Consider the following 25,511-nt stretch of genomic DNA (forward strand, 5'->3'; position numbering starts at 1 on the left):
AGAGTCGAAATCATGCGGGTCGACACGGTCTACGAGAACGCCCGATTCCTCACCGGAACGGGGGAATCCGTAACGCTTGCCGCGCTGAACGGACGGATTGTGGCGTTAGGCCACGATGCGGCCGCGCTTTCCGCAAAGCGGCGAGTGGATCTCGGCGGCTCGGTGGTGGTACCCGGCTTCCACGACGCGCACAACCACATGGCCTGGTTCGGTATGGCGCTCGACGACGTCGCCCTTTCGGATTGCCGCAGCGTCGACGAGGTGTACGACGCCGTCGCACGGCGCGCGGCCGAGACCCCGCCGGGCGGCTGGATCATCGGCAGCGGCTACGACCAGAACAAGCTCGTCGGCGGTCATCCGACGAGGCAGGGTCTCGACCGGGCCGCCCCCGGGCACCTCGTGCGGCTCAAGCACACGTCCGGGCATATGACCGTGGTCAACTCCGCGGTGCTGGAGCGACTGGACCTGGGCGACGTGCCCGTCGGCGGTGACGTCGTCCGCGACGAGGACGGTTCGCCGACCGGGCTGCTGCGGGAACAGGCCCAGCTCATGCTGCGACCGCTGACCTATCCGACGCCGGTCGAGCGGGTCGTCCGCGGGCTGGACCGGGCGAGCGAGCGCTACCTGGCCGAGGGCATCACGAGTGTCCAGGAGGCCGGGATCGGCGGGGGTCTCGTGGGGGAGACCCCCGCCGAGCTCGCCGCGTACCAGCTGGCGCGCGAACGCGGCGTGCTGCGGGTGCGGAGCACGGTGATGGTCGCGGCGAGCGTGCTCCACGACCTCGATGCGGGGGCTCGCTCCGAGGCACGCTTTCCCGCCGAGGAGCCATCAGCGCTGTACGGCTTGGACCTGGGGATGCGTACCGGCTTCGGCGACGAATGGCTGCGGATCGGCGCGATGAAGCTGTTCGCCGACGGCTCGCTGATCGGCCGCACCTGCGCGATGCACGAGCCGTTCGCCGGCGAAACGGACAACGTCGGCTACTTCCAGGTGCCCGAGGACGAGATCGCGCGGACGATCGCCGCCGCGCACAAGGCCGGCTGGCAGATCGCGACGCACGCCATCGGCGACCGCGCGATCACCGTCGTCCTCGACGCCTACGAAGCCGCGTTGAAGGCCGATCCGCGTCCCGGCCACCGGCACCGCATCGAGCACTGCGCGGTGCTGCGGCCCGAGGAGCTGAAGAGGCTGGCGTCGCTGGGGCTGATCGCCTCCCCGCAGGGCCGGTTCGTCAACGAGATCGGCGACGGGATGCGGGCCGCCCTCGGCCCCGAACGCGAGCCGTGGTGCTACCGGCTCAAGAGCCTGCTGGACGCGGGATGCGTGCTGCCCGCCAGCTCGGACCGCCCGGTCGTCGAGGGCGCGCCGCTGCTCGCGCTGGCCGACATGGTGCGGCGGAAGACCGCGTCCGGGGTCGTGCTGGGTCCCGATGAGCGGCTCACCCCCGCCGAAGCCCTGCGCGCGTACACCTACGGATCCGCGTACGCCGCTTTCGCCGAGAAGGACCTGGGCACGCTGGAGGTCGGCAAGCTCGCGGACTTCGCCGTCCTCTCGGCCGATCCGACCGACGAGTCCACTTTGGATTCGATCCACGTCGTCGCCACCGCGGTCGGCGGCGACATCGTCTACGAACGGAGCTGAGACCCATGCCGGTGCGGGACGCGGTCGCGGACGACATCGAGGAGATCTGCGCGCTCATCGAGGAGCACGCCGTCTACGAGGACAAACACGATCTGAAGCTCGACAGGCAGGAGATGGCCGGGTTCCTCTTCGGGCCCGATCCGAAGGCATGGGTGCTGCTCGCCACCCCGCCGGGTGAGCCGGGCAAGGTCGCCGGCTTCGCCTTCTGCAGCTGGAACTTCTCCACCTGGGAGGCGCGGCCAGGGATCTGGCTCGACGACCTCTTCGTGCGCCCTGAGCACCGGCGTTTCGGCCTCGGCCGGGAGCTGCTCGAAGAGCTGAGCGCGCGGACCCCCGGCCGGGTCGAATGGGACATGCAGGAGGGCAACGAGAAGGGCGAGGCGTTCTACGCCCAGCTCGGCGCCGAACCCGTCCCCGGCTGGATCCGGTACCGCTGGCGGCCGCACGCTGGGTGATCCGCGACCGGGCGGCAAGCCGTAAACTCGCAGTCATGGGTGAAGGGGCAAGTCGCAGGTCGTCGTCCGTGGAGGACTACGTCCGGGTGATCTACGGGCTGGTGGAGCGCGGCGAGGCCGTCACCAACACGTCGCTGGCCGGACGGCTGGAGGTCAGCCCGTCGTCGGCGTCCGGCATGGTCACCAAACTGTCCCAGCTGGGGCTGGTCGCGCACGTCCCGTACCGCGGCATCGAGCTGACCACCGAGGGCAGGCTGCTGGCCCGCTCGGTGCTCCGCCGCCACCGGCTGATCGAGACCTACCTGGTGTCCGAACTCGGCTACACCTGGGACGAGGTGCACTCGGAGGCGGACGCGCTCGAACACGCGGTGTCGGACCGGCTCGTCGAGCGGATCGCGGCGAAGCTCGGCAACCCGATGCGCGACCCGCACGGCGACCCCATCCCCGCCCCCGACGGCAGCGTCGAGGAGATGCCGATGCGCATCCTCGACGACCTCCCGCCGGGCGCGGTCGGCGAGATCGTCCGCGTCTGGGACACCGATCCGGAACTCCTGCGCTACCTGACCGAGCATTCGATCGGCCTCGGCGAACGGATCGAGGTCGTCGAGCGCCAGCCGTTCGGCGGCCCCATGGTGGTCAAGGTCGGCTCGCCGCCCGACGCGGCGACACACGCGATCGGCAAGGAGATCGCGCAAGCCCTGTCGGTCGCCCTGCGCTGAATCGTGTCCATTGTGGACCGATATCCGCCGGGGTGGGAATTTTCCTACGTCTCTGCATAATTACGTCACCCGCCTGCCGCGCCGATAGGTGATCTAAGGCCCTTCCGATCATGTGTCCCCCCGCCTAGGCTGCGCATTTCCGGGTGGCTAGCGAGCGTGCGAAGGCGATGAAGATGACCGGTCAGCGGACACACACCATCGACCGGGGGGTGGCGGAAGGACGTGAACTCAGGCGGCTTTTGGAGACGGGGCCGTTCGCGGACGCCCTCAGGGCGGCGATCAGGGCGAGGGGCCTCGGGCTCGATCGGATCCGGTACCGGCTGAGAGGACGGGGGTGTTCGGTCAGCCTCGCGACACTGAGCCATTGGCAGTCGGGGCGTTGCCGTCCCGAGCGGCCGGAATCCCTGCTGGTGCTCAAGAATCTCGAGGAGGTCCTCGGGGTGCCGCCGGAGTCGCTGTCGCGGCTTCTCGGGCCGCCGCGCGGGCGGGCGGCCCGATGTACGGTGCCCGGCGAGGGCCTCGTGATGCAGAGAGGCCGGGACACTTAGGGAGCGCGAGTGCGGGCGGTCGTCTTCGAGGAGTTCGGGGTGCTGCCCGAGGTACGCGAGGTGCCGGATCCGGTCGCGCCGCCGGGCGGGGTGGTGATCGCCGTCGAGGCGACCGGGGTTTGCCGCAGCGACTGGCACTCCTGGCAGGGGCATGACACGTCGGTGAAGCTGCCGCACGTCGCCGGGCACGAACTCGCCGGCCGGATCGCGTCGCTCGGCGAGGGCGTCCGGGGCTGGTCGGCGGGCGACCGGGTGACCGTGCCGTTCGTCTGCGCGTGCGGCACCTGTGCCCAGTGCGCCGCCGGTGACCAGCAGATCTGTGACCGCGAGTTCCAGCCGGGCGCGACCCACTGGGGTTCGTTCGCCGAGTACGTGGCCATCGAAAACGCCGAGGTCAATCTCGTCGCGCTCCCGGACTCCCTGTCCGCGGCCGAGGCGGCGGCGCTGGGTTGCCGGTTCGGGACGGCGTTCCGGGCCGTGCTGCGCCAGGGCGGGGTCCGGCCGGGTCAGTGGGTCGCGGTCTACGGCTGCGGTGGCGTCGGCGTCTCGTCGATCCTGCTGGCCGTCGCGGCCGGAGCGTCCGTCGTCGCCGTCGACCCGTCTCCGCACGCCAGGGCGCTGGCTTCGCGGATGGGCGCCGCTTTGGTCGTCGATCCCTCGGCGTTCGAGGGGCACGAGGCGGTCTCAGCGCGCGTCCGGGAGCTGACCGGCGGCGGCGCGCACGTCTCGCTCGACTGCCTCGGCTCGCCGACCACCTGCGCCGCCTCGATCGGGAGCCTCCGCAAACGCGGACGGCACGTCCAGGCCGGTCTGATGCCGCCCGCGCAGGGCATCGCGCCGATCCCGATGCACCGGGTGATCGGCGGGGAACTGGAGATCGTCGGCATCCACGGCCTGCAGGCGCACGAGTACCCCGAGATGCTGCGGGTGGTGGAGACGGCCGGGATCGACCTCGAAGGCATGATCGGCAAGCGGGTCGGCCTCGACGACGTCCCCGCGGTGCTCGCGGAGATGAACGATCCGGTGCCCGCGCGGGCCGGGGTGACCGTGGTCGAATTCGCACAGTGACCGGGTGAACGCACTGCGGTCAACCGGCCGATCGGAGTAGTCCGAAAGGTGGCTTCCGCGGCCGCTTTGTGGCAGCTTGCTTGGCCGTGACAGTCATGGATGCCCCGGTGGGGCCACGATTCGGCCGTCGCGTGCTGCGCTGGTTCACCACTGCCGGTGTCATGGTGCGGGGCCACCGGATCATCGGCGCGCGCCCTGGCAGACTCGACGTGTGGACGCGCTGATCCCTCGCCCGCGGACCGAGGTTGCGCCCGGCGCGGTACATGTCCCGGACTGGCTCGACCTCGACGGGCAACGACGCCTGGTCGAAGCCTGCCGCGGCTGGCGCGGTTACCGGCGGACGCGGCTGCCGAACGGCGGCGTCATGTCGGTGCGGACGGTCTGTCTCGGCTGGCACTGGCATCCGTACCGGTACGCGAAGGTGACCGACGACGGCTCTCCGGTGCTTCCTTTTCCTTCGTGGCTGGGGGACTTGGGGCGACAGGCGGTTTCGGCCGCTTATGGCCCGACGCCGTACGAGCCGGACATCGCGCTGGTGAACTTCTACGACTCCGCCGCGAAAATGGGGCAGCATCAGGACAAGGACGAGGCTTCGCTGGAGCCCGTGGTGTCGTTGAGTCTCGGTGACGCCTGCGTCTTCCGGTTCGGGAACACGACCGATCGCGGGCGGCCCTACACGGATGTGGATCTGCGCTCGGGGGATCTGTTCGTGTTCGGCGGGGAGTCGCGGCTGGCCTTCCACGGGGTGCCCCGGGTGCTGCCGGGGACGGCCGATCCGGCGCTGGGTCTGGTGGGGCGGTTGAACATCACTTTGCGGGTTTCGGGCCTCGTGAGTGGTAAGGACGGTTAGTGGGGCCGGCCTTGCTCGGGGTTGCGAAAGCCACTTTCGCAACGTTGAAGGTTGCGAAAGTGGCTTTCGCAACGTCGGCCGTGGCCGGGCCCGGTACCCCCCTGGCGATCATGTCGCGAAAGCCACTTTCGCGACATCTGATGTCCCGAAAGTGGCTTTCGCGACACACCTCCAGCACCTCCACGGACCGTAAGCCGGAAGCCGGTGGGTAGCCAAGACACCCGTGGTCAGAACCGTCCTTACCGCTCATGAGAGGCGGAACCGCACCCGCTACCCCGGCCGCACCTGCGCGGCCAGATCCAGATCCGATTCCTCCGCCACCGCCATCATCGGATGTTCGGCCAGGGTTCCGGCAAAGTCGTCTATTCACTGGTCAACTGGGCGACGGAGGGGCTCGTCATGGTGGCCTTGGCTGTCCAAAGAGGACACTTATCGAGATAATCGTGCCCGATTTGGTCGTTTTTCCGAGGGGTCGTGAGTGGTAAAGAGCGTTAGAACCCTCTTTACCACTCACGACCCTAATCGTGAACCGTGCGTATAAGCATGAAACGGACATTCTCCTGCCATCTGGTGTCCTTTATGGACATCGTCCGTTCAAGCCTCCTGGCACCGACCGGCGCTTATGCGACTTTGCCGGGGTCCTGACCTTGACGGTAGGGAAGGAGGCCTTCACTACCCCTCCGGCTTGCCTCATTGGCGAGCTGAATGGTCGGGGTGCGTGTCGTTTGCCTTACCACTCACGAGAGGCGGAAGAGCACCCGCTGCCCCGGCCGCACCTGCGCGGCCAGATCCAAATCCGCTTCCTCCACCACCGCGATCACCGGATAGCCCCCGGTCACCGGGTGGTCGGCCAGGAACAGGATCGGCTGCCCCGAGGGAGGTACCTGCAACGCTCCGGGCACGGCGGCCTCGGGCGGCAGTTCGCCACCACGGTCCCGCGCCAGCACGGGACCGTCCAGTCGCACACCCACCCGGTCGACGTCGGCGGTGGCGACGTAACCCGTGGAGACCAAAGTGGACAGTGCGTCGGGAACGAACCACGAAAGCCGAGGCCCCGGAGTCACTCGTAGGACCGGGACGTCCGGCAAGGGCGCGCGAGGAGCGAGATCCACGCCGGGGTGGGGCGACACCCGCTGTCCCACCGGCAAGGTCATCCCGGCCGAGAGCGCGGGCGGGCCGAGTTTGCCCAGTGTGTCGGTCGCCCGCGCGCCCAGCACCGCGGGAACGTCGACGCCGCCGCGCACGGCGACATAGCAACGCAAACCGTGGGAAGCCATCCCGAGGACGAGTTCCTCGCCGGGGCCGACCGGGATCGGTGAGCCGGGGCCGAAAGCCCGTGTGCCGACGGTGATCGAGCACGGCGCGCCGGTGACCGCGACGGTGGCCGGAGCCGAGAACCGGAGGGCGAGGCCGCCCAGGACGCATTCCAGGGCCGCGTGGCTCTCGGGGTTGCCGACCAGCCGGTTCGCCAGTCGCAGCGAGCCGCGATCGGCGGCGCCGGACCGGCCGACGCCGATCGCGGCCAGCCCTGGTCGCCCGAGATCCTGCACGGTGGTGAAAACGCCTGGCCGGAGCACTTCGATCTTCGCGGTCATGAAGTGAACCGGATCCTGGTGCCCGGTGTCAGCAGGTTCGGCGGCTGCCGTTCGACGTCCCACACCGGCAGCGTGGTGCGCCCGATCAGGTGCCAGCCGCCGGGTGAGGCGTTCGGGTACACCGCCGTGTACTCGCCCGCGATCGCGACCGAGCCGGCGGGCACCCGGGTGCGCGGGCTCGTCCGGCGCGGCAGGTGCAGCGCGGGGTCGAGCCCGGTCAGATAGGCGAAACCCGGGGCGAAACCGCAGAACGCCGAGACGTAGGTCCCGTCCTCGTGCCGCCGCACGACGGCCTCCGCGGACATGCCGGAGGCGGCCGCGACGTCGGCCAGGTCCGGGCCGTCGTAGTGCACCGGCACGACGATCTCGGCGGCCTCGCGCGGTTTCGTGTCCACTGTGGACCGGTGGAGGACGTCTTCGGCGAGCCGGTCGTGGTGGGTGCGGCCGGGGTCGAACCGGATGAGCAGGGTCCGCGCGGCCGGGACCAGTTCGAGGACGCCGTCCGGCGGATCCTGCTCCAGTGACGCGTGCAGCCCGAGTACCTCCGACGGATCGTCGAAGTCGACCATGGCCGCACGCGCCCCATAGGGCAGCACTCGCATCAGGCGGCCTCGATGAACGATCCGATGTGGACACCGGAGGCGTCGAGTCCCGCGCGGATCCGGCGCGCCAGTTCGACGGCGCCGGGGGTATCGCCGTGCACGCACAACGAATGCGGTTGGAGCGCCAGCTCGGTCCCGTCGTCGGCGACGACCTTGCCGGTGGTCGCCATCGTGACCGCCCGGGAGGCGACCTCGTCGGCGTCGTGGAGCACGGCACCCGGCAGTTTCCGGGAGACGAGAAGGCCTTCGGGGGTGTACGCGCGGTCCGCGAACGCCTCGGCGTACGCGGGGAATCCGGCCTTTTCCGCCTGCTTGGCCATTTCCGACCCCGGCGGGCACAGCAGCGCGAGCCCGGGACGGAACCGCCGGATCGCCTCGACCACGGCGGCCGCCTGCTCCGGATCGACCGCCGCCGTGTTGTACAGCGCCCCGTGCGGTTTCACGTACCGCACGCTCGTTCCCGCCGCGCGGGCGAACGCGTCGAGCGCGCCGATCTGGTAGAGCACGTCGTCGGCCAGATCGGCGGGGGCGACGTCCATCGCCCGCCGCCCGAAGCCCGCCAGATCGCGGTAGGCGACGTGGGCGCCGATGACGACGCCCCGTTCCGCCGCGCGCTCGCAGACCCGCCGCATCACCGACGGGTCGCCGGCGTGGAAGCCGCAGGCGACGTTCGCGCTGGTGACGATGTCGAGCATGGCGTCGTCGTCGCCCATCTTCCAGGCGCCGAACCCTTCGCCCAGGTCACTGTTGAGATCCATCAGGCCACCCTGAACTCACTGTCGAGCTTGTCGGTCACGAACATGTAGCCCGGCGCGTGCGTGATCGCGAACGGCGGCCGCGAGGCCATCAACGCCGCCTGCGGGGTCACGCCGCACGCCCAGAACACCGGCACGTCGCCGGGGGCCGCGTCGACCGGGTCGCCGAAATCCGGTTTGCCGAGATCGGCGATGCCGAGTGCGGCGGGGTCGCCGATGTGCACCGGCGCACCGTGCACGGCAGGCATCCCGCGGGTGATGCGCACGGCGTCGTCCACGCGGTCTTCGGGGATCTGCCGCATCGAGACCACCATCGGCCCGTGCAGCCGTCCGGCCGGGACGCATTCGCGGTTCGTCACGTACATCGCCACGTTGCGGCCCTGCTCGACGTGCCGCAGCGGGATGCCCTCCGCGGCCAACGCCGACTCGAAGGTGAAACTGCAGCCGATCGAGAACGTGACCATGTCGCTGCGCCACAATCCGGTCGCGTCCGCGAGCTCGCCCGCCAGCGCGCCGTTCTGCCAGACGCGGTAGCGCGGCAGGTCGGTGCGCAGGTCCGCGCCCGGCGCCAGCCGGGTCGACGGATCGCCGGGATCGCTGACGTCGAGCACCGGGCAGGGCTGCGGGTTCCGCTGGCAGAACAGCAGGACGTCGTAGGCCCAGTCCTCGGGGACGGCGATCAGGTTGGTCTGGGTGAAGCCGTTCGCCCAGCCGGTGGTCGGGCGGGCCGTGCCCGCGCGGAACAGGGCGCGGGCCTCGGCGGGGGACAACGTCGCCGGGTCGTCGAAGGTGGTCATCGCGGTGCCTCCTCTTCCGATTGTGGTCACAGCAGTTCGCGGCCGCGAGTCTCGGGCAGGCCGAGCAGCGCCAGTACGGCGATCCCGTAGCCGACCGCGCCGAACACCATCGCGCCGCCCGCGCCGAGGAAACCGACCACGGCGGGGAACGTCGCGCCGATGGCCCGGCCGAGGTTGTAGGTGAAACCCTGCCCGGTCCCGCGCAGCGCCGACGGGTACAGCTCCGCGAGGAAGGCGCCGAACCCGCTGAAGATCGCGGACATCGAGAACCCGAGCGGGAAGCCGAGGAACAGCACGAGCGTGTTCGCGCCCGCCGGGATCTGTGTGTAAGCGACGATGAGGCCCGCCGACAGCACCGAGAACAACAGGAAAGTCTTCTTACGGCCCAGGAGATCCGTGAGATAGCCGCCGGTGACGTACCCGATGAAGGCGCCGGAGATCAGGAACGCGAGATAGCCGCCGGTGCCGATGACGGTGAGGCCTCGGGTGGTCTTCAGGTAGCTCGGCAGCCAGGTCGCGAGCGTGTAGTAACCGCCCTGGACACCGGTGGCGAGCAGCGCGGCGAAGAACGTCGTGCGCAGCAGGTCGGGCTTGAAGATCCCCGCCAGCGAACCGCGTTCCTTCTTCGTGGCGCGGGCCGCTTCGGCGACGGGCGCGTCCTGGACGTTGCGGCGGACCCACAGCACCAGCAGCGCCGGGATGACGCCGGTCCAGAACATGACGCGCCACGCGACGTCCGGGCTCCAGATGCTGAAGACCACCGTGTAGACGACGACGGACAGCGCCCAGCCGACCGCCCACGCGCTCTGCACGAAGGCGACGGTCCGGCCGCGGTACTTCGCCTGCGAGTACTCCGCCACCAGCGCGGCGCCGGCGGCCCATTCGCCACCGAAGCCCAGGCCCTGCAGGGCGCGGAAGATCAGGAGCGTCTCGAAGTTCGGCGCGAACCCGCAGAGCACGGTGAAGACCGTGTACATCGCGATGGTGATCTGGAGGGTGCGGACCCGGCCGATGCGGTCGGCCAGGACGCCCGCGCCGATCCCGCCGATCGCCGAGACCACCAGCGTCGTGGTGCCGAGCAGACCCGCCTCGCCGCCGGAGAGGCCGTAGTAGGCGGTGATCGCGGCCAGGCCCAGCGGGAGGGTCTGGTAGTCGAACGAGTCGAGCCCGTATCCGCCGAACGCGCCGACGAAGGCCCGGCGGCCTCGCGAACCGAGCGTGCGGAACCAGGCGAAGGGGCGTGTGTCTTCGGTAGTGGCTGTCGCGTCCATCGGCACCTCCAGAGGTGGATCCCATCGTGGCACGGGTCACATGGGAAGCCACTGTAGGTATTGTTCAACAATTCCACAAGAGGATCCTTGGCTGGGCCTCTTGTAGCCGGTTAGGATCGGTCACGTGACGATCGCGGAGGGTGGTCCTGCCTCGGTTCAAGGACTCGAAGCGGATCGCGGCATGGTGAGCCGCACCAGTACGGCCGAAAGAGTGGCGGGCGTCCTCCGCACGCGCATCGCGGAAGGGTTCTTCCTGCCCGGCGTCCGGCTCTCGGAGCACGACATCGGCTCGGCGCTCGGCGTCTCCCGCAACACGCTGCGCGAGGCGTTCCGGCTGCTCACGCACGAACGTCTGCTGACCCATGAGCTCAACCGCGGCGTTTTCGTGCGGGTGCTGCCCGTCGAGGACGTCGTCGACCTCTACAAGGTGCGCAAGGTCGTCGAGTGCTCGGCGGTGCGGGCGGTGACGGAGAAGCCGCCGACGTTCGCGAAGCTCGCGCGACTGGTCGAGGACGGCAAGCTCGCCGAACGGAGTGAGCGCTGGCAGGACCTCGGCACCGCGAACATCCGGTTCCATTCGGCGCTCGCCGCACTGAGCGGCAGCGAGCGGATCGACGAGCTGATGCGCGGCATCCTGGCCGAGCTGCGGCTGGTGTTCCACATGATGGCCGACCCGCGGCGCTTCCACGAGCCGTACCTCAAGCGCAACGCGGAGATCCTCGAACGCCTCGAGGCCGGCGACGGCCTCGGCGCCGAGAAGCTCCTCGCGCAGTACCTCACCGACGCCGAAAACCAGCTCGTCGAGGCCTACGCCGAGCGCTCCCCCTGACGCATTTCGTCCTCTGAATGCGGTAGTTCGGGATGCGAACCACCGCATTCAGAGGACGAAACGCGTGGGGATGCTAGGGGGTGACCCACTTCTGGTTCGCGCCACCGCCGCAGGTCCAGATCTGGAGTCTGGTTCCGTTCGCCGAGCTGTTCCCGGTGGCGTCCAGGCATTTGTTCGCCTGCGGGTTCACGATGTCGCGCGCGCCGCTGATCGTCCATTTCTGCGCGCCGGTTCCGTTGCAGTCCCACAGTTGCACGGCCGTGCCGTCCGCGGTCCCGCCGCCGGAGACGTCCATGCACTTGCCGAGCGCGCGGATCGTGCCGTCGCCGCCGATGGTCCAGTTCTGCGCGGCGTTCCCGTTGCAGTCGGTGATCTGGATCGGGGTGCCGTTGGCGGTGTTCGCCCCGGCGACGTCGACGCATTTGCCGCCGATGCCGGTGATCCGCCCGGTCCGCCCGGCGGTGTCGCTGGAGTTGACGTGCACGTAGTCGACCACGAGCCGCTGAGGGAAGACGGTGCTCGAATTCGGGTCACCCGGCCAATAGCCGCCGACGGCGAGGTTCAGGATCAGGTAGAAGGGATGGTCGAACACCCACCGATTGCCGTTGAGATCGGCGGGAGTACGGGTCTGGTAAAGGTTTCCGTCCACGTACCACTTGATCTGGTTCGGCGCCCAGTCGACGGCGTAGGTGTGGAAGTCGTCGGAGAAGTTCGGGCCGTTGTAGGCCGCGCCGATGCCGCCCGCGCCGGAGTAACCGGGGCCGTGGAGGGTGCCGTGCACCGTGTTCGGCTCGAAGCCGACGTTCTCCATGATGTCGATCTCGCCGCTGTTGGGCCAGCCGACGTTGCCGATGTCGGCGCCGAGCATCCAGAACGCGGGCCACATCCCTTGTCCGCGCGGCAGTTTCATCCGCGCTTCGAACCGGCCGTAGGTCTGGGTGAACTGGCCCTGCGTCGACAGTCGCGCCGAGGTGTACTCACAGCGCCCGTACCAGCAGTTGTAGTTGCCCGGGTTCTCCTTCTTCGCGGTGATGACCAGATTGCCCTGGCCGTCGAGCGCCGCGTTGTTCGTCCCGGACGTGTACCACTGCCGCTCGTGGTTGTTCACGTTGTCGCCGGTCTCGAAATGCCATTTCGAGGTGTCGACACCCGCGCCGGCGGGTCCGTTGAAGTCGTCGGTGAAGGTCGCGGCCATGACCGCGGCCTCGGCGGCCGGGGTCTGCGTGGTGGCCGGGAGTGAGCCGAGGAGAACGCCGGCGGCGAGGAACGCCGCCCAGCGGAAGCGGGAGGAGATGGACATCGTTGTCGCCTCTCTTCGCAGGCGGAAAAACCACTTTGTTGTGCCTGGCAACAAAGTATGCATGGTCTCAACCACTGCGACAAGACGTATTTTTCGACCTCGAATTAAGGTCAGGCGGCGGTACCCCGCTTCGATCCGGCCGTCCGCGGGTCCGCACCCTGCTCAAGGAGGGCGGCGACCGGGAGGGTGGCGGCTCCTATGGCGACGGCGTCCGGCCCCAGCTGCCCGAGTTCGATCTCGGTCTGGTCGAACACGTGCGCCAGCGCGTGCTCGCTCGCCACGCGCCGGATCTCGGGGAGGTAGTGCTCGCCGAGCGCGAGCCCCGCCCAGCCGCCCAGCACGATCCGCTCCGGGTTGAACAGATTGATCAGGTTCCCGATTCCGGCGCCGAGGTAGCCGGCGGTCTCTTCCAGCACCTTGGCCGCGGCCTTGGCCTTGGCCGCCGACTCCAGCAGGGCCGCGAACTGCGTCTGCTCGTCCTCGTCGGACGCCGTCTTTCCGCCGCGCGCCTTGCGATAGCGGGCGAGGACGCCCTCCGCGCCGACGTAGGACTCCAGGCAGCCGCGCGCTCCGCAGCGGCATTCCTGCCCGCCGTAGACGATCGTCGTGTGGCCCCATTCGCCCGCGCTGCTGGTGGAACCCCGATACGTGGTGCCGTCGGTGACCACGGCCGCGCCGACGCCGGAGCCGATCAGCGCGATCACCGCGTGCCGGGCGCCACGGCCGGCGCCGAACCACATTTCGCCCTGGCCTTGGGTTTTCGCGCCGTTGTCGACGAACAGCGGCAGCTCGACACCCTCCGCGCGCAGGAGGTCGGTGAGCGGGACCTCTTTCCAGCCGATGGTGGGCGCGTGCACGCGGAGCGCCTCACCTTGCTGGACGGTGCCGGGCACGCCGACGCCGACACCGAGCACGGTCGCCTCGTCGATCCCCGATTCCGCGATCACTTCCCGGAGTCCGGACGCCACCTGGGTGACCGCCGCGGCCGCGTCCGGGCGCCGGGAGGCGAGGGGATGCTCGACGGTGGCGAGCCGGTTCATGGTGAGGTCGAACAGTTCGACCTTCACCCCGGTCTCGCCGATGTCGACGCCCGCGACATGGCCGTACGCCGGATCGACGCGGAGCAGGACGCGCGGCCTGCCGCCGTCGGATTCGACCAGGCCGGCCTCGACGATGAGGCGTTCTTCGCCGAGTTCGGCGGTCACGTTGCTGACGGTCGCGGCGCTCAAACCCGTCAGACCGCTCAATTCGTGGCGGCTGAGCGGGCCGTCGAAGTAGAGTTTCGACAGGAGGAGGGAACGGTTGTGCCGCCGCAGGTCACGGACGGTGGTGCGCTTGGCAGGCATGCGGATACCCATCTTATGGCGGCGGACCTTTCCAGGATGCCCCACGACCTTAGCCTCCGCCATGTATCAACTGGTGAAATAAGGCGGGAAGAGGGTCATGACGGGGGAGGACGAGCTCATCGGCTCCTTGCCGCCGGACTTCCGGTGGGGGGTCGGCAGCTCGGCGTACCAGATCGAAGGCGCGGTCGCCGAAGACGGACGAACACCGTCCATTTGGGACACCTGGGCCCAGTCGCCGTGGTCGGTCGACAACGGTGACACCGGCGAGATCGCCTGCGACCACTACCACCGGATGCCCGCCGACATCGCGCTGCTCAAGGAACTCGGCGTCGACACCTACCGGTTCTCCGTCTCCTGGCCCCGCGTTCAGCCGCGCGGACGCGGCGGCGTCAACCCCGCCGGGATCGCCTTCTACGACCGGCTGGTCGACGAACTGCTCAACACGGGCATCGATCCCTGGCTGACGCTGTACCACTGGGATCTGCCCCAGCACCTCGAAGACGCGGGTGGCTGGCCCGCGCGCGACACCGCCGTCCGGTTCGCCGATTACGCGATGCTCGTGTTCGAGCGGCTCGGCGATCGTGTCCGCCACTGGACCACGCTGAGCGAGCCGTGGTGCACGGCCATGCACGGGTACGTCCACGGCGTGATGGCGCCCGGCCGCCGGGACGCGAAGGCGGGGATGGCGGCGGCGCATCACCTGCTGCTCGGCCACGGTCTCGCCGTGCGGCGGATGCGGGAACTCGCGAAGCCCGGCACGAAGTTCGGGATCACGCTCAACCTGAGCACCGCCGACCCGGAAACGCCCAGCGAGGCCGATCGCGAAGCCGCCCGCTTCGAAGACGGGCTCGGGACGCGGTTCTACCTCGACGCGCTCGTGCACGGCCGGTACCCGGAGGACGTCCTCGAGACCCTCGCGCGTCAGGGCATCCGCCTGCCGTCCGAGCCGTGGGATCCGTCGATCATCGCGGCACCGCTCGATTTCCTCGGCGTCGACTACTACTTCGGGACGCGGTATTCCGGCGTGGAGGAGAACGGGGACGCGGTGGAGCATTTCGGCTTGCCCGCGTTCCGTAAGGTCCCGTTCGGGGCACCGTCGACGGCGCTGGGCTGGGAGATCCTGCCGCACAAGCTCACCGAACTGCTCGTCCGCATCGGCCGGGACTACCCGGGCTTGCCGCTGTACGTCACCGAAAACGGCGCCGCGTTCGCCGACGTCCCCGACGAGACGGGGTTCGTCCGCGACGACGACCGCGCCGCGTACCTGTCCGCGCATATCGCCGCCACCGCCGCCGCGCGGCAGGCGGGCGCGGACGTGCGCGGCTACTTCGCCTGGTCCTTTTTGGACAGTTTCGAATGGGCGTACGGTTACGCGAAACGGCTCGGCCTCGTCCGGGTCGACCGGGAGACGCAGGCGCGGACGATCAAGCAGAGCGGGCTGGCCTATCGCGACGTCGTCCACCGGGTGCGCGGCAGCCGGCGGTAGGGCCTGCTCCACCATCGAACCGGCGGCCCGCTCCATTCTTCCCGATGGCTCGGCGTTCTAGGTTCGGCAACGGAAGTTGTTGCCGGGACCGGGAAACGTGGGGGACAGTGATGACCGTCAGGCTAGAACGACGTGACCAGCCGGAGACGGCGCCACGGAAACCGTGGTGGCGAAGGCCCTGGGTCGGGCCGATGGCCGTCATCGTCGTGGTGTTCCTGGCCTTTTCGATGCCGCCGTATCTGTCGCTGGACCCGTCGCAGTCGCGGGTGCCGCAGCCGCCGGGGTTCACCTCGCACTACTGGTTCCTCTCGGCGCACGTGCTGTTCGGCTCGATCGCGATGATCTCCGCGCTGCTCCAGATCTGGCCGTGGTTCCGGGCGAAGTATCCGGCGGTGCACCGGAAACTCGGCCGCGTGTACGTCTTCGCCGGGGTGCTCCCGGCCGGAGTGATGGCCCTGACCGTCGGCGCGCTGAGCCCGTTCGGCCCGACGACGCGGGTGGCCAACGTCGTGGCCGGGGTGCTGTGGCTGGCGTGCACGTTCGCCGGCTGGCGCGCGGCACGGCAGCGCCGGTTCGCCGACCACCGCCGCTGGATGGTCCGCAGTTTCGCGCTGACCATGTCGATCATCGTCAGCCGGGTGGTCGGGCCGATCGCGATGATCACGCTGGAACCGCTGATCCCGACCACGTTCGGCGGCAGCGGACTGGCCTACCTGCAGTCGGTTTCGGCGATCACCGCCTGGCTGAGCCCGACGCTGGTCCTGCTCGCCACGCAGTGGCACCTCGACCGGCGTCCGGCTAGGAAGAAGCCAGCGATCGCGCGATGATCGTGCGCTGCACTTCGGACGCGCCTTCGTAGATCCGCGGCGCCCGGACCTCGCGGTAGAGGTGTTCGAGCAGATGCCCTCGCCGCAGCGCCCGGGCGCCGTGGATCTGCACGGCCGCATCGACGACGTACTGCGCGGTCTCGGTGGCGAACAGTTTCGCCATCGCGGCCCGGCCGGCGATGTTGCGCTCGCCCGCGTCGTACGCGGCGGCCGCGGCGTAGACGAGCAGGCGCGAAGCTTCGGTGCGGGTCGCCATTTCGGCGAGGGTGTGCGCCACGGTCTGCTGTTTCAGTAGCGGCCCGCCGAACGCCACCCGGGTCTGGGCATGGGCGACGGCGGCGTCGAGCGCGGCCTGCGCCATCCCGACGGCGAACGCGCCGACACTCGGCCGGAACAGGTCCAGTGTCCGCATCGCCACGCCGAAGCCGCGGTCCTGTTCGCCGAGCAGTTCGTCGCGTTCGACGCGGACGCCGTCGAAGACCAGGGTGCCGATGGGATGCGGGCTGACGAGGTCGAGATGCTCGCCCGTCAGCCCGGCTCGATCGGCGGGGACGACGAACGCGGAGACCCCGCGCGATCCCGCTTCCGGGGTGGTGCGGGCGAAAACGCTGTAGAAGTCGGCCTCGGGGGCGTTGGAGATCCACATCTTCTCGCCGGTGAGCCGCCAGCCGTCGCCGTCGGGCTCGGCGGCGAGTTCCAGCGCGGCCGCGTCCGAACCCGCGTTCGGCTCGGTGAGCGCGAAGGCGGCCACGGCGTCGCCCGCGGCCACGGCGGGGACCCATTTCGCGACCTGTGAGTCCTGCCCGGATTGCAGCACCGGGTACGTGCCCAAACCCTGCAGTGCCAACGCAGTCTCGGCTTCGGTGCTTTGGCTCGCGAGAGATTCCCGCAGGATGCAGAGATCCGTCGCGGCGGCCTCCCGGCTCGGGCTGCCGCCGTCGACCCCGGGGAAGAGCCGGGCGAGCAGGCCGAGCGCGCCCATTTCCTTGAGCAGTGGCCGGTTGACCGCGCCTTCGGTGCCGGATTCGGCCAGGGGGCGGAGTTTTTCGGCACCCAGCCGACGGACTTCTTCGGCGAAAGACTGCTGTTCGGGGCTCAAGGCGAAGGCGGTCATCGGTCGCTCCCAGGTCGCCAGCGGGCGTGCGCGGTGCCGGGTTCCCCCGAGCGCAGCAGTTCCAGCCGTGGTTTCGGCCCGTCGGTGCGGCCGCCCTGCGGTTTCCGGCTGCCCGCCGCGAACTGCTTCGGCCACGGCATCGGGTAGCCCTGCTCGGCGGCGGCGTGCAACGTCCACTGTGGATCGTAAAGGTGGGTTCTGCCGAGGGCGCACAGATCCGCGCGGCCCGCGAGGATCAGCGAGTTGACGTCGTCGTAGGAGGAGATCGCGCCGACGGCGATCACCGCGACTCCGTACTCGCGGCCGATCTCGTTGCGGATCCGGTCGGCGTACGGCGTCTGATAGCTGCGGCCGTACTCGGGTTTCTCCTCGCTGACGACCTGCCCGGTCGACACGTCGATGCCGTCGGCGCCGTGCTCGGCGAACGCGCGGGCGATCTCGACGGCATCGTCGACGTCGATTCCGCCGTCGTACCAGTCGGTCGCGGAGATGCGGACCGTCATCGGCCGCTCGGCAGGCCACGCCGCACGGACGGCGTCGAAGACTTCGAGCGGGAAGCGCAACCTGTTCTGCAGCGAGCCGCCGTAGTCGTCGGTGCGCCGGTTGGTCAGCGGGGACAGGAACGACGACAGCAGGTAGCCGTGCGCGCAGTGCAGTTCGAGAAGGTCGAACCCGGCGCGCGCGGCGGCGGCCGTGGCGTGGGCGAACTGGTCGCGGATGCCGTCCAGTTCGGCCTTCGTGAGTTCGCGCGGGGTCTGGTTCGCTTCGCTGTACGGGATCGCGGACGGGGCGCAGATCTCCCAGTTGCCTTCGGGGAGCGGCTGGTCGATGCCGTCCCACATCAGTTTCGTGGAGCCCTTGCGCCCGGAATGGCCGAGCTGGACCCCGATCCGCGCGGGCGAGTGCCCGTGGACGAAATCGGTGACCCGCTTCCACGCTCGCTCTTGTTCCTCGGTGTACAGGCCGCCGCAACCCGGGGTGATCCGGCCGGTCTCGGAGACGCAGACCATTTCCGTCATCACCAGGCCGGCGCCGCCGAGCGCCTTGCTTCCCAGATGTACCAGGTGGAAGTCGGTCGGGACGCCGTCTTCGGAGGAGTACATGTCCATCGGCGAGACGACGACGCGGTTCGGCAGGTCCAGGTTCCCGATGCGGAACGGCTGGAACATCGGCGGCCGGACTTCGGTGTCCAAAGTGGACGCGAACCAGGTGTCCAGCTCCGCGGCGAACTCGGGATCGCGCAGCCGGAGGTTGTCGTAGGTGACACGGCGGCTGCGGGTGAGGATGTTGAACGCGAACTGCGCCGGATCCTGATGGGTGTACTGGCCCAGATTCTCGAACCATTCGAGACTCGCCTGCGCGGCACGCTGGGTCGAGGTGACGACCGGCCTTCGTTCCGCCTCGTAGGCCTGCAAAGCACTGTCCATATCGGACTGTTCGTGCAGGCAGGCGGCGAGCGCGAGGGCGTCCTCCATGGCGAGTTTCGTGCCGGAACCGATGGAGAAATGCGCGGTGTGCGCGGCGTCGCCGAGCAGGACGACGTTCTCGTGCCGCCAGCTCGCGCAGCGCACGGTGGCGAAGGCGGTCCACTTCGAGTTGTTGGCGAACACCTGGTGGTCGCCGAGGACGTCCGCGCACAGCTCGCGGATGACCTCGATCGACTTCTCGTCGCTCTCGCCCGGCGCGAGTGACGTCGCAGCGATCTCGCCGAACGCGCGCTGCCAGACGTCCTCGTGCAGTTCGAGGATGAACGTGCTCGCGGTGTCGCTGTACGGGTAGCCGTGGATCTGCATGATCCCGTGCGGGGTTTCCAGGACGTGGAACTTGAAGGCGTCGAAGACGAGATCCGTGCCGAGCCAGATGTACTTGCAGCGCCGGGTCTGGATGCTCGGCCGGAAGCTGTCGGCGAGGGCGGAGCGGGTCGGCGAGTTGACGCCGTCCGCCGCGACGACGAGGTCGTATTCGGCGCTCGCCTCGGCCGCGCTCGGCGCCTCGGTGCGGAACCGGACGTCGACGCCGAGCTCCGCGCAGCGTTCCTGAAGGATGCCGAGCAGCCGTTTGCGGCTCATCGCGGCGAACCCGTGCCCGCCGGAGGTGTGCACCGTGCCGCGGAAGTGGACGTCGATGTCGTCCCAGCGCGCGAACTCCCGGCGCATGGCCGCGTGGATCACCGGATCGGCGTGCTCGATGCCGCCGAGTGTCTCGTCGGAGAACACCACCCCGAACCCGAAGGTGTCGTCGGGCGCGTTGCGCTCCCAGACGGTGATCTCGTGATCGGGATGGAGCTGTTTCGCCAGCGTGGCGAAGTAGAGCCCCGCCGGGCCGCCGCCTAACACCGCGATACGCACGTCGCTCAGGGTATGTCGCGGTATGTACGACCGTCAACGATACGGGATATGCTGACCCGTATGGAGCGCATCAACCCGCCCGAGCTCGGCCGCCCCTCCGGCTTCTCGCACGCCGTCGCGGCGAGTGGCCGGTTCGTCTTCCTCGCCGGTCAGACGGCGTTGGACGAGGAGAACCGCATCGTCGGCGACGGTGTGGTCGAGCAGTTCGAACGCGCGCTGTCCAATCTGCTCACCGCGTTGCGCGCGGCGGGCGGGAAGCCGTCGGACCTGTGCAGCGTGACCATCTACATCGTCGACATGGACGACTACCGGGCCCACGCGCGCGAGATCGGCGCGGTGTGGAAGCGGCTCGCGGGGAGCGAGTACCCCGCGATGGCGGGGATCGGTGTCAGCCGGCTTTGGGACGTGGAAGCGCTGGTCGAGGTGCAGGGCTTCGCGGTCGTCTAAGGCAGTGTCGTTTAGGGCAGTGTGCGCGAGACGTGCGCGGCCGCGGCCTCGCCCAGCCGCGAGTGCAGCGTGAAGAACAGATCGGCGGCCCGGATCCCGGCCCAGCCCGGCGGCAGCAGTTCGGCGGGCAGGCCAGGGTCGAGGTACGGCAGCCGCCGCCAGTCGGTCAGCACCCGGACGTAATCCGCGAACGCTTCGGCCTCGTCCGTGGTCTTGCGCCGCTGCCACCGCCGGAGCGCGGCCGCGTGCTCGTCGACGAAGGCGGTGTACAGCGCTTCGAGCTGGTCGAGGTCCCACCACTCGCGGATCTTCTCCCGCACGTCGCCGAACGCGAGGTGCTCGGCGTGGAAGAGATCGGCGTAGCCCTCGAGTTCGAGCCGCCGGAGCATGTCGGACGTCGCGTCCCGCAGATGCGCGGGCGCGATCCAGACGCCGGACGACGCGGTCCCGAAACCGAGCCGGGCCAGTTGCGTGCGCAGAACGTGCCTTTTGTGCCGTTCGGCCTCCGGGACGGAGAACACCGCGAGCAGCCAGCCGTCGCCCGGGGTGGCGCGTTCGCGGCGGAAGATCCGCTCGTCGCCTTCGCGCAGGATCGCCAGCGCGGTCTTGGAAAGCTCGTACCCGGCGGCCCCGTCGCGGCGCACCGCGGACAGGATCCCGCGCCGCTTCAGCCGGGAGATCGACGACCGGACGGCCGGTTCCTCGACGTCCACACCGGCCAGCAGGTCGATCAGGGAACGGACGGAGAGCCAGCCGCCCTCGCCGCGCGAGTAGAGGCCGTACACGGTCACGATCAGCTGGCGCGGTTGCGCCGTTCGCCCCGCGCCGTCGACTTCGGTTGCCTCCGACACGGCCGTCACCCGGTCACCATAACAACGGTGATGAGCTCATGTTTCGGCCGTGACCGAAGCGTTCCGCACTTAGCGTCACGGTATGGAGAATCCCCTGATCGAAGCCCCCGTTCCGCCGGTGCCCCAGGACGTCGAACCGGGCGGCGTCCGGTGGTTGCGCGCGAACGTCGCCCGGTTCAGCCGCCCGGAGGACCACGCGCGGCGGCGGGCGCTCGTGCTCACCGAACTGGCGCCGATGGGATCTTTGCGGGACAAGGCTTTCGCGCTCGCCAAGGTGATGCGGGACGAGGTGGAGCGGGTTCCGGTCGCCGTACTGGCCACGGAACTCGGCCTGCCCGACGTTTCCCGCGACATCGCGACGGTTTCCGCCGCCTACCACCCGCATACGGAAATCGGGGACGACGCCGAGGAAGCCATGCGGCGGCTGGTCGAGGCCTGCGGCGGTGCCGCCGACGAGCGGACGGCCGCGCGGATCGGGCTCCTGGTGCAGGCCTGCGACGCGACGGCCAAGCTGCTCGGCAAGGCGCTGGCCGCCCATCGGCCCGGTGAAGACGCCGAAAGCCTGATCGACCGTGTTCTGCGTGAGGATCCGCCGGTTCTGATCACCCGGAGGTGGGTCGGCGGCGAGGTGGTCGAGGTGGACCTGTCGGAGCATCCGTTCGGAGCAGGGCCGAAAAAGTGCCCCGGGGAAACGCGGGCGCGGGAAGTGGCCGCGGGAATTCTCGACGCCCTGCTGTGCTAAGACTTACCCCGGTCATCTGGAACTGGGGAGTCTTTCGATGCTGTATTTCAATGGTTTCTTCGGCGTTCTCACGCTCGGTCTGTGGATCTTCTGCATCGTCGACGTGATCACCACGGACGAGGGATCGTGCCGCAACATGCCCAAGGGGATGTGGCTGCTGCTGGTGCTGATCGTTCCGCTGATCGGCTCGATCGTCTGGCTGGTCGCCGGGCGTCCGCAGCACGTCGCCCGCGCGCCGCGTGGCCGGTACGAACGGGAGACGCCGGCGTTCCCGGAGTACGACCGTCCGGGCCGCTTCGCCGCGACGAGCGCGGCCGACGACGAAGAGTTCCTCCGTAAGTGCCGGGAGCGCGCCGAGGAGCAGCGCCGCAAGGCCCGTGAAGGCTGAGTAGCCTCGGCGGAGAGATCGACACTGGAGGAAGAGGAATGTCCGAAGCACTCGACTGGAACAAGAACATCATCAAGGAGTTCCGCGAGAACGAGGGGAAGGTGGGCGGCCCGTTCGAGGGCGGCTCGCTGCTGCTGCTCACCACCATCGGGGCGAAGAGCGGCGAACCGCGCACGTCGCCGCTCGCGTACGCGCAGGAGGACGGCAAGTACATCGTCGCCGCGTCGTACGCCGGGGCCGACAAGAACCCGGCCTGGTACCACAACATCGTCGCGAACCCGAAGGTCACCATCGAGGTGGGCACGGAGAAGTTCGAGGCGACCGCGACCGTCGTCCTCGAAGACCGCGCCGAGCGCGACCGTCTGTACGCGAAGATGGTCAGTCTGATGCCGGGCTTCGCGGACTACGAGCAGAAGACCGACCGGGTGATCCCGATCGTCACCATCTCGCGCTGACGATCCGCATTCAGTCCTCTGGATGCGGTACTTGCACGTGCAACTACCGCATCCAGAGGACGAAACGCGAGGGGCCAGCGTGCGCCGTTGGGGTCGGCCGATCGTGCGTGGGCCGAAGGCTCCCTTCACCGCGTCTGATGCGGTGAAAGGAGCCTTCACGGACTAGGCACACAGGCGCACGGAGTGACCAAAGGCGGAACTCGCGTGATCAGGGACGTAACTCGCGTGACTGGAGACCGCACTCGCGAGTTCCGTCTTCAATCACGCGAGTCACGCCTTCGATCACGCGAGTTCCGGCTTCGATCACGTGAGTGCGGGCCACTCACGACCAACTGCACCGACGCGGTACTTGCGCGTGCAACCACCGCATTCAGAGGACGAAACGCGAGAGGGTCAGCGCGCGCCGCTCGGGGCTTCGACGGCGTTCGGGCGCTTGAGTTCGGCTTCGGCCGCGCGCAGCGCCTTGCGCTCCTGGCGGCGCGCGATCAGCTTCTTGCCGGTGAGGATCATCGGCTGCTCCACCCAGCGATGGATCAGGTCCGCGATCCCGAGCCCGACCGCGAACACGGTCAGCGCGCTGATCATCCGGTGCTCACCCAGCGGCGGGATCGCCGCGACGACGGCGAAGTGCACCGGGCCCTGCAGCAGGTAGAGCGAGTACGAACGCTCACCGACGAACCGCATCACCTTCGTCGCCAGCAGCCAGCGCAGCGGCCCCGGCGAGACCAGCACCACCAGCAACATCGCCGAGAGCAGGCCGTAGGCGATCAGCAGGCCGAGGTTGCTGCCGGTCTCCCACCACAGACTTTCCATGTTGACGTGCAGCAGGGCGAAAGCGCCGAACACCGGGACCGCCGCGAGCGGATGGGTCAGCGGTTTGATCACCGCGTAGGACCGGCGGTAGTGCATCGCGATCGCCAGCACGCAGCCGATCAGCAGGATCGCGTAGTGCACGGTCGAGCGGTAGATCGGCACCTGCGGCCCGTTGAGCACCCAGCCGCTGGTGACTCCGACCAGCCCGGCCATCAGCGCGAACGCGGCGATCGCCAGCGCGAGTTTGCGCCAGGCCGCGGCCAGCCCGACGGCGCCCGCGACCACCAGCAGGAACGGCCAGAACAGGTAGAACTTCTCCTCGATGCCCAGCGTCCACGAGCCGCTGAAGAAGTTGTCCGGGCCGTTCGGCTTGCTGCCGGGCAGGAACTCGTTGAAGAAGGTCAGGTAGTACTTCAGCGCGTGCGGGAAGTCGCGGGTGAAGAACTCCCCGCGCAGCCACACGAACACGATGATCCCGCCGAGGATCACCAGGTACGGCGGCAGGATCCGGAACACCCGCCGCAGGTAGAACGCCGAAAGCGAGATCCGGCCGGTCCGGTCCTGCTCACGCAGCAGCAGCGTCGTGATCAGGAAACCGGACAGCACGAAGAAGATGTAGACACCGACCCAGCCGGACAGCCAGCTCCACTTCGGACCCGCGAAGTGGAAGAGGATCACGATGGTGGCCGCGATCGCGCGCAGCCCGTCGAGCGCGGGGAACCGACGCATGGCGAGGAACTCGTCATGGTCCAAAGTGCGCACAGTGCCCCCTAATGGCGGTATCGGCCCGGAAGTATACGGGTGCCGCCCACTGTGCCCTCGCCCCGGCTCGGGGCCTCCTACCAGCGGATATCGGAGATCACCCAGCGTCACGCGCGGGTTCGACGTTATGGGTCAGCCGGAAACGGTTCGCCGGATCGACGGCCGCCTTGACCTCGGCGAGCCGCCGCAGATCGGCCGGGGAGTACACCTTGGCCGCTTCGTCGCCCGCGCCGCTGTCGCCGTAGACGAAGGTCAGGAGCTTGCCGGTCGACTTGGGCTTCAGCGCGTCGAACAGCTTCCCGTGGGCCGCCTTGATCTCGGCCATGCCCGCGTCGTCCACGACGGACAGTGCGCGGACGGTGAAGCGGGCTTCGCGGTCCCAGCCGACGCCGGGGTGCTCGGGCGGGTCGGACAGCGCGCCGCCGAGCAGGTCCAGCAGGACGACGGTCGGCACCGGGGCGCCGGGGCCGGCGTGTTCGAGGATCGCGTCGAGCATCGTGTCGTCCAGTTCGGACACGGTGGCGTTGTCGGCGCGGTAGCCGTGCGGGAACGGCGGCTCGTTCGCGATCTTCCCCGATTCGGTGAAGGGGATTTCGGCGAGCGTGTCACCCAGTACGGGGGCGGCGGCGCGCAGTGGGGCGACCAGGCGTTCGCCCTCGGCGGCGTCGCCGAGGTAGGCGATCCGGATCTGCGCGACGTGCTGCCCGCGCAGCGGCTCGGGCACCATCGGCAGGTCGGGCATCGGGACCATGCCCAGCGACGACGTCATCTCGCGCGGCAGGTCCGCCGCCCAATCGCGCCAGGCGTGGAGCACGGCGGACAGCGATTCGGTGCCGAACTGCAGGCTCCCGCCGTACAGCCGGGTGACCGGGACGAGCCGGAACTCCAGCGCGGTGACGATCCCGAAATTGTCGCGGCCGCCGCGCAGCGCCCAGAACAGGTCGCTTTCGGTGTCCGGGGTGGCGCGGCGGAGTTCGCCGTCGGCGGTCACGACCTCGATCGCGGTCACCTGGTCGGCGGCCAGCCCGTACTTGCGGCCGAGCAGGCTGAACCCGCCGCCGAGGGTGTAGCCGACGACGCCGACGCCGGGGAAGGAACCGCTCAGCGGCGCGAGCCCGTGCTTCGCGGCCGCCTCGATGACCGCACCCCAGCGCACGCCCGCGTCGACCCGTGCGACGCCGTCTTCGATCCGGATGCCGGTCATGCGGTGGGTGGTGACGAGGACGCCGCCCTCGTAGGGGACGCCCACGCCGTGGCCGGTGGAGTGGACGGCGATGGGGAGATCGTGCTCGGCGGCGTGACGGACGGCCTCGACGACGTCGGCGGCCGAAGCGGCGGGCACGATGACGTCGGGCCGGCGGGGTACCGCGGTCTGGAAACCGGCGAGTTCGTTGTCGTAGTCCGGGTCGCCGGAGCGGAGCATCGTGGTCATGGGACCAGCGTGATCCCGATTCGGCCAGAAGTCCAAGATCTGGTTTGTCTGGCAACTAGAATCATCGGTT

The 25,511-nt window shown here is 69.3% G+C and carries 26 protein-coding genes; 14 read left to right on the top strand and 12 right to left on the bottom strand.

Annotation, left to right across the window (positions count from 1 at the left end):
• The first annotated feature begins 12 nt into the window (after positions 1-12).
• The 7 genes from DMC64_RS11100 to DMC64_RS11125 all read left to right on the top strand — a co-directional run bounded on the left by DMC64_RS11100 (position 13) and on the right by DMC64_RS11125 (position 5,281).
• Positions 13-1,641, top strand: a complete 1,629-nt coding sequence (locus DMC64_RS11100; RefSeq protein ID WP_125733411.1) for an amidohydrolase — start codon at positions 13-15, stop codon at positions 1,639-1,641.
• Positions 1,642-1,646: 5 nt separating this feature from the next.
• Positions 1,647-2,096 carry a GNAT family N-acetyltransferase gene (locus DMC64_RS11105; protein WP_125733412.1) on the top strand — a complete coding sequence of 150 codons (450 nt, stop codon included), beginning with the start codon at positions 1,647-1,649 and terminating at the stop codon, positions 2,094-2,096.
• A 35-nt stretch (positions 2,097-2,131) separates the two neighbouring features.
• The gene (locus DMC64_RS11110) at positions 2,132-2,815 is read left to right on the top strand and encodes a metal-dependent transcriptional regulator (protein WP_037347949.1); all 684 of its coding nucleotides are present in this window, start codon (positions 2,132-2,134) and stop codon (positions 2,813-2,815) included.
• A 167-nt stretch (positions 2,816-2,982) separates the two neighbouring features.
• Positions 2,983-3,363 (top strand): transcriptional regulator, encoded by a 381-nt coding sequence (locus DMC64_RS11115; protein ID WP_073845209.1) that lies wholly within the window; start codon positions 2,983-2,985, stop codon positions 3,361-3,363.
• Between the two features lie 9 nt (positions 3,364-3,372).
• Complete coding sequence (locus DMC64_RS11120; protein WP_125733413.1) at positions 3,373-4,431, top strand: zinc-dependent alcohol dehydrogenase family protein; 1,059 nt, start codon at positions 3,373-3,375, stop codon at positions 4,429-4,431.
• An 86-nt stretch (positions 4,432-4,517) separates the two neighbouring features.
• Complete coding sequence (locus DMC64_RS42660; RefSeq protein WP_158073287.1) at positions 4,518-4,655, top strand: hypothetical protein; 138 nt, start codon at positions 4,518-4,520, stop codon at positions 4,653-4,655.
• Positions 4,643-5,281, top strand: a complete 639-nt coding sequence (locus DMC64_RS11125) for an alpha-ketoglutarate-dependent dioxygenase AlkB (protein ID WP_037347943.1) — start codon at positions 4,643-4,645, stop codon at positions 5,279-5,281. The genes DMC64_RS42660 and DMC64_RS11125 overlap by 13 nt, the downstream gene beginning before the upstream one ends.
• 737 nt (positions 5,282-6,018) lie before the next feature.
• Here DMC64_RS11125 and DMC64_RS11130 read toward each other — a convergent pair.
• The 5 genes from DMC64_RS11130 to DMC64_RS11150 are packed head-to-tail and all read right to left on the bottom strand — an operon-like array spanning position 6,019 to position 10,301.
• On the bottom strand, positions 6,019-6,876 hold the full coding sequence (locus DMC64_RS11130; RefSeq protein WP_125733414.1) for a biotin-dependent carboxyltransferase family protein: 858 nt from the start codon (positions 6,874-6,876) through the stop codon (positions 6,019-6,021).
• On the bottom strand, positions 6,873-7,478 hold the full coding sequence (locus DMC64_RS11135) for an allophanate hydrolase subunit 1 (protein WP_125733415.1): 606 nt from the start codon (positions 7,476-7,478) through the stop codon (positions 6,873-6,875). Before DMC64_RS11135 ends, DMC64_RS11130 begins: the two co-directional genes overlap by 4 nt.
• The gene (locus DMC64_RS11140; protein WP_125733416.1) at positions 7,478-8,236 is read right to left on the bottom strand and encodes a LamB/YcsF family protein; all 759 of its coding nucleotides are present in this window, start codon (positions 8,234-8,236) and stop codon (positions 7,478-7,480) included. The genes DMC64_RS11135 and DMC64_RS11140 overlap by 1 nt, the downstream gene beginning before the upstream one ends.
• Positions 8,236-9,030 carry a putative hydro-lyase gene (locus DMC64_RS11145; protein ID WP_125733417.1) on the bottom strand — a complete coding sequence of 265 codons (795 nt, stop codon included), beginning with the start codon at positions 9,028-9,030 and terminating at the stop codon, positions 8,236-8,238. Before DMC64_RS11145 ends, DMC64_RS11140 begins: the two co-directional genes overlap by 1 nt.
• A 26-nt stretch (positions 9,031-9,056) precedes the next feature.
• Positions 9,057-10,301 (bottom strand): MFS transporter, encoded by a 1,245-nt coding sequence (locus DMC64_RS11150; RefSeq protein WP_037347934.1) that lies wholly within the window; start codon positions 10,299-10,301, stop codon positions 9,057-9,059.
• A gap of 181 nt (positions 10,302-10,482) precedes the next feature.
• On the opposite strand from DMC64_RS11150, the gene DMC64_RS11155 reads away from it, so the two are divergent.
• On the top strand, positions 10,483-11,130 hold the full coding sequence (locus DMC64_RS11155; protein WP_052121314.1) for a GntR family transcriptional regulator: 648 nt from the start codon (positions 10,483-10,485) through the stop codon (positions 11,128-11,130).
• 73 nt (positions 11,131-11,203) lie between these two features.
• On the opposite strand, the gene DMC64_RS11160 is transcribed toward DMC64_RS11155, so the two are convergent.
• Together DMC64_RS11160 and DMC64_RS11165 are read right to left on the bottom strand one after the other, a co-directional pair.
• Positions 11,204-12,430, bottom strand: a complete 1,227-nt coding sequence (locus DMC64_RS11160) for a glycoside hydrolase family 16 protein (protein ID WP_125733418.1) — start codon at positions 12,428-12,430, stop codon at positions 11,204-11,206.
• Positions 12,431-12,540: 110 nt separating this feature from the next.
• Complete coding sequence (locus DMC64_RS11165; protein WP_199754951.1) at positions 12,541-13,788, bottom strand: ROK family protein; 1,248 nt, start codon at positions 13,786-13,788, stop codon at positions 12,541-12,543.
• An 85-nt stretch (positions 13,789-13,873) separates the two neighbouring features.
• Here DMC64_RS11165 and DMC64_RS11170 point away from each other — a divergent pair, with 85 nt between their 5' ends.
• Both DMC64_RS11170 and DMC64_RS11175 read left to right on the top strand, forming a co-directional pair.
• Positions 13,874-15,262, top strand: a complete 1,389-nt coding sequence (locus DMC64_RS11170) for a GH1 family beta-glucosidase (RefSeq protein WP_125733420.1) — start codon at positions 13,874-13,876, stop codon at positions 15,260-15,262.
• A gap of 191 nt (positions 15,263-15,453) precedes the next feature.
• Positions 15,454-16,089, top strand: coding sequence for a DUF2306 domain-containing protein (locus DMC64_RS11175; protein ID WP_125733695.1), 636 nt, complete (start codon positions 15,454-15,456; stop codon positions 16,087-16,089).
• Here DMC64_RS11175 and DMC64_RS11180 read toward each other — a convergent pair.
• Together DMC64_RS11180 and DMC64_RS11185 are read right to left on the bottom strand one after the other, a co-directional pair.
• Entirely contained in the window at positions 16,061-17,203 is a 1,143-nt protein-coding gene (locus DMC64_RS11180; protein WP_125733421.1) for an acyl-CoA dehydrogenase family protein, read from the bottom strand. The two genes, DMC64_RS11175 and DMC64_RS11180, sit on opposite strands and share 29 nt — an antisense overlap.
• Complete coding sequence (locus DMC64_RS11185) at positions 17,200-19,551, bottom strand: bifunctional salicylyl-CoA 5-hydroxylase/oxidoreductase (protein WP_125733422.1); 2,352 nt, start codon at positions 19,549-19,551, stop codon at positions 17,200-17,202. The genes DMC64_RS11180 and DMC64_RS11185 overlap by 4 nt, the downstream gene beginning before the upstream one ends.
• Before the next feature lie 48 nt (positions 19,552-19,599).
• Here DMC64_RS11185 and DMC64_RS11190 point away from each other — a divergent pair, with 48 nt between their 5' ends.
• A complete protein-coding gene (locus DMC64_RS11190; RefSeq protein WP_016337429.1) occupies positions 19,600-19,998 on the top strand; it encodes a RidA family protein in 399 nt (132 codons plus the stop codon).
• 11 nt (positions 19,999-20,009) lie between these two features.
• Here the strand turns inward: DMC64_RS11190 and DMC64_RS11195 are convergent, their stop codons facing one another.
• Positions 20,010-20,858, bottom strand: a complete 849-nt coding sequence (locus DMC64_RS11195) for a PaaX family transcriptional regulator C-terminal domain-containing protein (RefSeq protein ID WP_125733423.1) — start codon at positions 20,856-20,858, stop codon at positions 20,010-20,012.
• Between the two features lie 73 nt (positions 20,859-20,931).
• Here DMC64_RS11195 and DMC64_RS11200 point away from each other — a divergent pair, with 73 nt between their 5' ends.
• From DMC64_RS11200 to DMC64_RS11210, 3 genes are read left to right on the top strand one after another with little or no spacing between them, the layout of a single operon-like run.
• A complete protein-coding gene (locus DMC64_RS11200) occupies positions 20,932-21,591 on the top strand; it encodes an oxidoreductase (protein ID WP_125733424.1) in 660 nt (219 codons plus the stop codon).
• A gap of 37 nt (positions 21,592-21,628) precedes the next feature.
• Positions 21,629-21,979, top strand: a complete 351-nt coding sequence (locus DMC64_RS11205) for a PLDc N-terminal domain-containing protein (protein WP_125733425.1) — start codon at positions 21,629-21,631, stop codon at positions 21,977-21,979.
• A gap of 38 nt (positions 21,980-22,017) precedes the next feature.
• Positions 22,018-22,434 (top strand): nitroreductase family deazaflavin-dependent oxidoreductase, encoded by a 417-nt coding sequence (locus tag DMC64_RS11210; protein WP_037347915.1) that lies wholly within the window; start codon positions 22,018-22,020, stop codon positions 22,432-22,434.
• A 393-nt stretch (positions 22,435-22,827) separates the two neighbouring features.
• Here the strand turns inward: DMC64_RS11210 and DMC64_RS11215 are convergent, their stop codons facing one another.
• Together DMC64_RS11215 and DMC64_RS11220 are read right to left on the bottom strand one after the other, a co-directional pair.
• Positions 22,828-24,009 (bottom strand): acyltransferase, encoded by a 1,182-nt coding sequence (locus DMC64_RS11215; protein ID WP_125733426.1) that lies wholly within the window; start codon positions 24,007-24,009, stop codon positions 22,828-22,830.
• Between the two features lie 97 nt (positions 24,010-24,106).
• Positions 24,107-25,441 carry an FAD-binding oxidoreductase gene (locus DMC64_RS11220; protein WP_125733427.1) on the bottom strand — a complete coding sequence of 445 codons (1,335 nt, stop codon included), beginning with the start codon at positions 25,439-25,441 and terminating at the stop codon, positions 24,107-24,109.
• Positions 25,442-25,511 lie beyond the last annotated feature (70 nt).

It is taken from the genome of Amycolatopsis sp. WAC 04197, assembly GCF_003947475.1.
Taxonomy (GTDB): domain Bacteria; phylum Actinomycetota; class Actinomycetes; order Mycobacteriales; family Pseudonocardiaceae; genus Amycolatopsis; species Amycolatopsis japonica.

What these genes read in the sequence shown, in the direction of transcription:
- DMC64_RS11100 (WP_125733411.1), top strand. Translation starts at nt 13, where the DNA reads ATGCGGGTCGACACGGTCTACGAGAACGCCCGATTCCTCACCGGAACG.
- DMC64_RS11190 (WP_016337429.1), top strand. Translation starts at nt 19,600, where the DNA reads ATGCTGACCCGTATGGAGCGCATCAACCCGCCCGAGCTCGGCCGCCCC.
- DMC64_RS11220 (WP_125733427.1), bottom strand. Translation starts at nt 25,441, where the DNA reads ATGACCACGATGCTCCGCTCCGGCGACCCGGACTACGACAACGAACTC.
- DMC64_RS11170 (WP_125733420.1), top strand. Translation starts at nt 13,874, where the DNA reads ATGACGGGGGAGGACGAGCTCATCGGCTCCTTGCCGCCGGACTTCCGG.
- DMC64_RS11115 (WP_073845209.1), top strand. Translation starts at nt 2,983, where the DNA reads ATGAAGATGACCGGTCAGCGGACACACACCATCGACCGGGGGGTGGCG.
- DMC64_RS11210 (WP_037347915.1), top strand. Translation starts at nt 22,018, where the DNA reads ATGTCCGAAGCACTCGACTGGAACAAGAACATCATCAAGGAGTTCCGC.
- DMC64_RS11135 (WP_125733415.1), bottom strand. Translation starts at nt 7,478, where the DNA reads ATGCGAGTGCTGCCCTATGGGGCGCGTGCGGCCATGGTCGACTTCGAC.
- DMC64_RS11180 (WP_125733421.1), bottom strand. Translation starts at nt 17,203, where the DNA reads ATGACCGCCTTCGCCTTGAGCCCCGAACAGCAGTCTTTCGCCGAAGAA.
- DMC64_RS11105 (WP_125733412.1), top strand. Translation starts at nt 1,647, where the DNA reads ATGCCGGTGCGGGACGCGGTCGCGGACGACATCGAGGAGATCTGCGCG.
- DMC64_RS11145 (WP_125733417.1), bottom strand. Translation starts at nt 9,030, where the DNA reads ATGACCACCTTCGACGACCCGGCGACGTTGTCCCCCGCCGAGGCCCGC.
- DMC64_RS11175 (WP_125733695.1), top strand. Translation starts at nt 15,454, where the DNA reads ATGGCCGTCATCGTCGTGGTGTTCCTGGCCTTTTCGATGCCGCCGTAT.
- DMC64_RS11160 (WP_125733418.1), bottom strand. Translation starts at nt 12,430, where the DNA reads ATGTCCATCTCCTCCCGCTTCCGCTGGGCGGCGTTCCTCGCCGCCGGC.
- DMC64_RS11130 (WP_125733414.1), bottom strand. Translation starts at nt 6,876, where the DNA reads ATGACCGCGAAGATCGAAGTGCTCCGGCCAGGCGTTTTCACCACCGTG.
- DMC64_RS11110 (WP_037347949.1), top strand. Translation starts at nt 2,132, where the DNA reads ATGGGTGAAGGGGCAAGTCGCAGGTCGTCGTCCGTGGAGGACTACGTC.
- DMC64_RS11140 (WP_125733416.1), bottom strand. Translation starts at nt 8,236, where the DNA reads ATGGATCTCAACAGTGACCTGGGCGAAGGGTTCGGCGCCTGGAAGATG.
- DMC64_RS11155 (WP_052121314.1), top strand. Translation starts at nt 10,483, where the DNA reads ATGGTGAGCCGCACCAGTACGGCCGAAAGAGTGGCGGGCGTCCTCCGC.
- DMC64_RS11200 (WP_125733424.1), top strand. Translation starts at nt 20,932, where the DNA reads ATGGAGAATCCCCTGATCGAAGCCCCCGTTCCGCCGGTGCCCCAGGAC.
- DMC64_RS11165 (WP_199754951.1), bottom strand. Translation starts at nt 13,788, where the DNA reads ATGGGTATCCGCATGCCTGCCAAGCGCACCACCGTCCGTGACCTGCGG.
- DMC64_RS11150 (WP_037347934.1), bottom strand. Translation starts at nt 10,301, where the DNA reads ATGGACGCGACAGCCACTACCGAAGACACACGCCCCTTCGCCTGGTTC.
- DMC64_RS11205 (WP_125733425.1), top strand. Translation starts at nt 21,629, where the DNA reads ATGCTGTATTTCAATGGTTTCTTCGGCGTTCTCACGCTCGGTCTGTGG.